Annotated in this window: 6 protein-coding genes; 5 read left to right on the top strand and 1 reads right to left on the bottom strand. The window is 37.8% G+C overall.

Going from position 1 to position 5078, the window contains the following annotated elements; genetic code table 11:
- Positions 1 to 11 precede the first annotated feature (11 nt).
- Both F607_RS33805 and F607_RS0124415 read left to right on the top strand, forming a co-directional pair.
- Positions 12 to 143 carry a transposase gene (locus F607_RS33805; protein ID WP_230400453.1) on the top strand — a complete coding sequence of 44 codons (132 nt, stop codon included), beginning with the start codon at positions 12 to 14 and terminating at the stop codon, positions 141 to 143.
- A gap of 64 nt (positions 144 to 207) precedes the next feature.
- Positions 208 to 762, top strand: a complete 555-nt coding sequence (locus F607_RS0124415; protein ID WP_027710139.1) for a tetratricopeptide repeat protein — start codon at positions 208 to 210, stop codon at positions 760 to 762.
- Positions 763 to 792: 30 nt separating this feature from the next.
- On the opposite strand, the gene F607_RS0124410 is transcribed toward F607_RS0124415, so the two are convergent.
- Complete coding sequence (locus tag F607_RS0124410) at positions 793 to 1542, bottom strand: substrate-binding periplasmic protein (protein ID WP_038292183.1); 750 nt, start codon at positions 1540 to 1542, stop codon at positions 793 to 795.
- 501 nt (positions 1543 to 2043) lie between these two features.
- On the opposite strand from F607_RS0124410, the gene F607_RS0124405 reads away from it, so the two are divergent.
- The 3 genes from F607_RS0124405 to F607_RS0124395 all read left to right on the top strand — a co-directional run.
- Positions 2044 to 4176 (top strand): DUF7507 domain-containing protein, encoded by a 2133-nt coding sequence (locus F607_RS0124405; protein ID WP_027710137.1) that lies wholly within the window; start codon positions 2044 to 2046, stop codon positions 4174 to 4176.
- A gap of 116 nt (positions 4177 to 4292) precedes the next feature.
- Positions 4293 to 4826 (top strand): hypothetical protein, encoded by a 534-nt coding sequence (locus tag F607_RS31610; RefSeq protein ID WP_051311805.1) that lies wholly within the window; start codon positions 4293 to 4295, stop codon positions 4824 to 4826.
- Positions 4827 to 4894: 68 nt separating this feature from the next.
- The coding region (locus tag F607_RS0124395; protein WP_027708241.1) for a transposase at positions 4895 to 5078 on the top strand (184 nt) is incomplete at its 3' end.

The raw sequence follows: 5078 nt of genomic DNA, 5'->3' as shown, positions 1-5078 counted from the left end.
CATGAGCAGATTTGAAACAAAGGCCTTACTGGGGAAATCATTTTTGGGCTAAAGGTTATTGTGTAGATACAGTTGGTATGAACGCAGAAATGATAAAAAATTATGTCAGATATCAAGAACAGCTTGAAAGACGACAAGAATAATTTGATTTTTAGTAATTAGTTTTTTGTAGGGGATAGCTTGTTAGCCTACTGAGAGGGTGATGTAATGCCCCCTTTCAGGGGGTTAAAAGCAAAACCACCTTCTAAGAAGGTGGATTATTTACTTTATAAAAATGGTGATGGTGTATCTATTGATGTTGAAAAAGCGGATGCTTTCAGGAGTCGTTATATAGATGCTGTTAAACGTTTAGCTCAGGTGGGTAAAGAAGAGTGGAAACTCAAGTTAGCGTATATGTACTTCTACGGTGATGGGGTTCGTCAGGATAATCAACAAGCAATAGAATTGTTTCATGAGCTTGCTACAGCAGGGCATACAGTAGCTCAATTTACTTTATGGAAAATTTACAAAGCAAACTCGGCAGCGCCAAGTAGCGATGGGGTTTACTGGTTACAGAAGGCGGCAGGACAAGGGCATACTGAAGCCATGTATACACTGGCAAGTTTAATGTTAATAGGCAAATTTGGTGATGAGAACGCTCATAATGAAGCGATTTGTTTGTTAACACAGTCGGCTGAAAAAGACTTCTTGCCTGCTGAAGAACTGCTGAGAAAAATGCGCAGTCGACAGCTTGATAAGCTCAGAATGAAAAAAATTGCGTGATAAAACTACTGATAAAAAGGAGTATTAAGCTTAGTTGTTAATAAGCTCTTGTTTAATGATTTTGTCAAAAGTACCTGACGACTTTATTTTTTTCAGTCCGTGATTGATGACTAAAATTTTTTGCTCGGGGTCCACTGTTTTTTTTGATATAGCAATATATTGAGTCATCATTGCAACTGGTGGTTTGATGATAGTAAAAGCATCTTTATAACGGTGGTGCTTTACTCTAATTAAATAGTTTAGGTAGTTTTCATCTAAGAGGGTAAGTTGAATACGGCCTGAAAAAAGCTTTTGTAAATTCTTTTCGTCATCTGCAACGAGCTCAATATCATACCCCTTGTTTTTGACAGACTCGGGAATGTAATAGCCTCTTACTGTGCCTAATCTATAGTCACTTGATGTTATGTCTATTGCAGCTCCACTTTTTTTTATGAGTGACCATTTGTTGCTCATTACTGGATCAGAGTATAAAAAATATTTAGTGCGTTCTTCTGAATACCAAACTCCCATTATACCGTCTACTTTTTCCCCTAATTTAGCTTCTTCTATCGCTCTGTTCCATGGCACAAATTTGAGCTCGAGAGAGTAACCTGAAATGCTGATAGCTGCAGAGATAATACGAGGAATAGGCCCGAACTGCTCCATACTTAGACTATGGTAAGGAGGATAATCCATTACAGATAGGATAATGATATTGGGTTTATTAATAGCCAAAATATGTGCTGAGAATGATGAAAATAATATCAATAATAGATACTTTATTGTGAATAAGCGTTCCATAAATTTATTCATTAGTGAGTGTGAGTGCTTTTAATTAACAGTGTAGCTATTTTAAAGTGCAGCGTAATTACGATTGATCTGGATTTTTGAGTTTTTAGATTTATTGGTTTTACTGAAGCAAATATTCAAAAAAAGCTTTTTCTATTTATTAATATTGATAGTTTGTCTGGACGTATTTAAAGTATTCCACAGTTATCATGTAGATGGTTTTCTGACATTAAATGTCTCAGCTAATAAAATTAACTTATGTTAGATGGTGATTGTCAATAAAAATTCAGAAAACATAGGCATCAAATAATGAAGCAGCTAGTATAGTGTAAGTTAAAGGATGATTTACTATATGGAAATATCTCACATAGCTATTTGATTATTAGTTAATAGATGCTAGAAATAAACGGATTTGAGTGTTATTTAGAGTTCACTTTATTGCAAAGGTATCTCGTTTTATATGTCTAAAAATAACAAACACTATGTGTTTGTTTTGCATAACAAGGAGTGGTTATGTCTTTGAAAAACATGCTATTACGACTGTTTTTTGCTCAAAATTTTTATCTCTGTGATAAAAAATTTGTCATTTTCTTATGTTGTTTGCTTGGTAACAGTTCGATGTCAGTATTTGCAATGGATACTGAAGAAGCTTTCTGTATGGAAGAAACGGCAGGTTTTTCTGTTCAATGCTCTGCTAATGATGTAAGGGTGGCTGGCGTTGCAACTAACCCAGATGGCACACCTCAATTACAAATACTGGATGATGGTTGTGCGTATCAAGGTGATACCGTATCTTTTACTGCAACCTTTGAGGTGGAGGCTTCTGCAAAAGAGCGGCATGATATTGGTGTTTACTTTGTTACTGATGGTGATCCAAATAACGATGGAGCCCAAAGTGGGCGTTGTAGTATTTCAACGATGCCATATCAACCTAATCCTCCATGGCTTGATTTGGATGGTACCAACGATCCATTTCCAGGCACGAATGATCCTTCTGGAGTTCAAGACACATGTGGTGATATTGATAAACCAGGACACAATCCACTTTATCCAACAATCACCTTAACTGCAGTATGTATTGACCCAGATAAAGATGGAAAGTTAAATCTTCCTTATTGTACAAGTTGGCGGCAAGCAGGTGCGAATGAGCTTTGTGTTAAACCAACCGATGCTTTCCCTGGCTCCCCCTCAAAGTGTAAGTGTGATGAGACGTTTAATATACCGATTGATGTACCTCCTGCTGAATTACTAGTTAATAAAGCAGTTAATCCAACACAATTAAATGAACCTGGTGGCGAAGTTACGTTTACAGTGGCTGTAACTAATGTAGGTATTGATCCAAATAATGATGTGACGTTAAATTCATTAGTTGACGATATCTATGGTGATATTACGCAATCAGGTCATGATAATATCCTCAATACCACGTGTAGTACGCCCCAAACAATTCCATCAGACGATAGAAATCCTGGAGGGATAGACACCTACTCTTGTCAGTTTACTGTATTAATTGAGGGTAATGCTGGCATGGTTGAAACGGATACAGTCACTGCTCAGGGTACGGATAATAATGGTAATAGTTTAAGTGGACAAGATAGTGCAACGGTTACATTACTCGACGAATTACCTGAAATAGTAGTTAATAAATCAGTATCACCTTCTGAGCTTATTGAACCCGGAGGCAATGTTACTTTCACTGTTTCAGTCAATAACGTAAGCAGTGCCAGTAGTGATCCTGTGACGCTATCTGAGTTGGTTGATAATATTTATGGTAATTTGAGTGGATTGGGGACTTGTAGTACACCGCAAACCATTCATCCTGGAGCAACGTATACATGCTTGTTTACCATGAACGTGACAGGAAATGCGGGTGATGCTGAGACTGATACCGTAACTGCTTCAGGAAGTGATGATGATGGTAATGCTGTGGCTGCAAGTGATTCTGCAACAGTTGTCATACAGAATGTACCATCAGCGATTTCACTGGTGAAAACTGCCAATCCTGTGCAAGTGTATGAGCCTGGCGGCAAGGTAACTTATACTTATGTCGTGTCGAATGACTCCAGTGTTGATTCAGTCACCATTAATAGCCTTACTGATGACATACTGGGTGGACTTAATGGACAAGGTACCTGTAGCTTGCCTCACACATTAGTTGCGGGTGCGAGTTATACATGTCTTGTGAGCAGTGTCGTGAATGGTAATGGACATGACTCGATTACTAATGTTGCGGAAGCAAAAGGTATTGACGATGATGGAGAAGCTGTTTCAGCAATGGATGATGCAACTGTCAATATTAGTAATGTACCGCCAGCAGCGAGTTTATCGAAAGTTGTAAGCAGTGCTTTGGTGACATATACCGTGACTATTTCAAATGACTCTGATGCTGAGCCATTAACAGTAAATAGTTTAATGGATGATAAATTTGGCGATATCACAAAAATACAAGGTAGTATAAAAAATACATCATGTATTGTGCCTCAGCAGTTGCAGCCTGCAACGCAACCAGGGGATAGTTATACTTGTACATTTGATGCGCTGGTGAATACTGTGCCACATACGAATACTGTGGAAGGCTCTGTCGTTGATGATGATGGATCTGCTCCAGTAGAACCAACAAGTAGTGCTACGATTTCGTGGGAATAGTAAGTTAAGTAATAAAAAAAGCCGAGCGATGCTCGGCTTTTTTTATTGAATAATACTGATAATAAAACATAAAATTTATACTGCTTCGAAAATGACTGTTTGTTGAAGGAAACAATATGAAGGATACTTTCCGCTTATTAAAAGATAAAAAGTTGCGTCATAAGGAAAGATATACGTCACTAGGGTACCAATATGTTATCGCTGATAACATCAACTTTTTAAATAACGATGATTGGAGTGAACTAACGAAAAATAAAACAGTATTTATGAGTTTGGCGTATTTACAAGTATTGGATGTTCATAGTCCAAAAAATACAGAGCAACGTTACGCGTTAGCTTATCAGGATGGAAAGCCCATTGCTGCATTTGTTTTTCAACTTGCAGTCATTTGTGGGGAACAATTACTATTACCTGATAAAAAACTGAAGGAAAAAGTGGTTAAGCGCTATCAAGAGCGTGTATTAGTGTGTGGAAATCTGGTATCTAATGGTTTGCATGGTGTAGCTCTTAGTAATGAGCTACCTGTTGAGCAAGGATGGCGAATTGCTGCAGAACTGATGTATCGTATTCGCCGTGGTGAGAAGATAAATGGCTCTGTTAATTTTGTGTTAATAAAAGATCTAGGCTCTATATGGATTCCTAGGGGGTAGCATATAATACAACCAAAGATGTATTATGCACGTCTATTTGGGTAAATTAAGTCAGTAATAAGCAAAGAATGATCAATATCAAACAACTGGTAAATGATGAGCAATGCTACCAGTTTATTCGTCAGAGACGTTGGCCTGATGGCGTCAGCTGCCCTCACTGCCAGTCTCAACAAGTAGAAGGCAATGGTAATCATCAAAAGCAAATTGCCCGAAAACGTTATCGCTGCCTAGCGTGTCATCGGGGATTTGATG

The sequence above is a fragment of the Zooshikella ganghwensis DSM 15267 genome, assembly GCF_000428585.1.
GTDB classification, from domain to species: domain Bacteria; phylum Pseudomonadota; class Gammaproteobacteria; order Pseudomonadales; family Zooshikellaceae; genus Zooshikella; species Zooshikella ganghwensis.
This window is presented reverse-complemented; position numbering and strand designations above follow the sequence as displayed.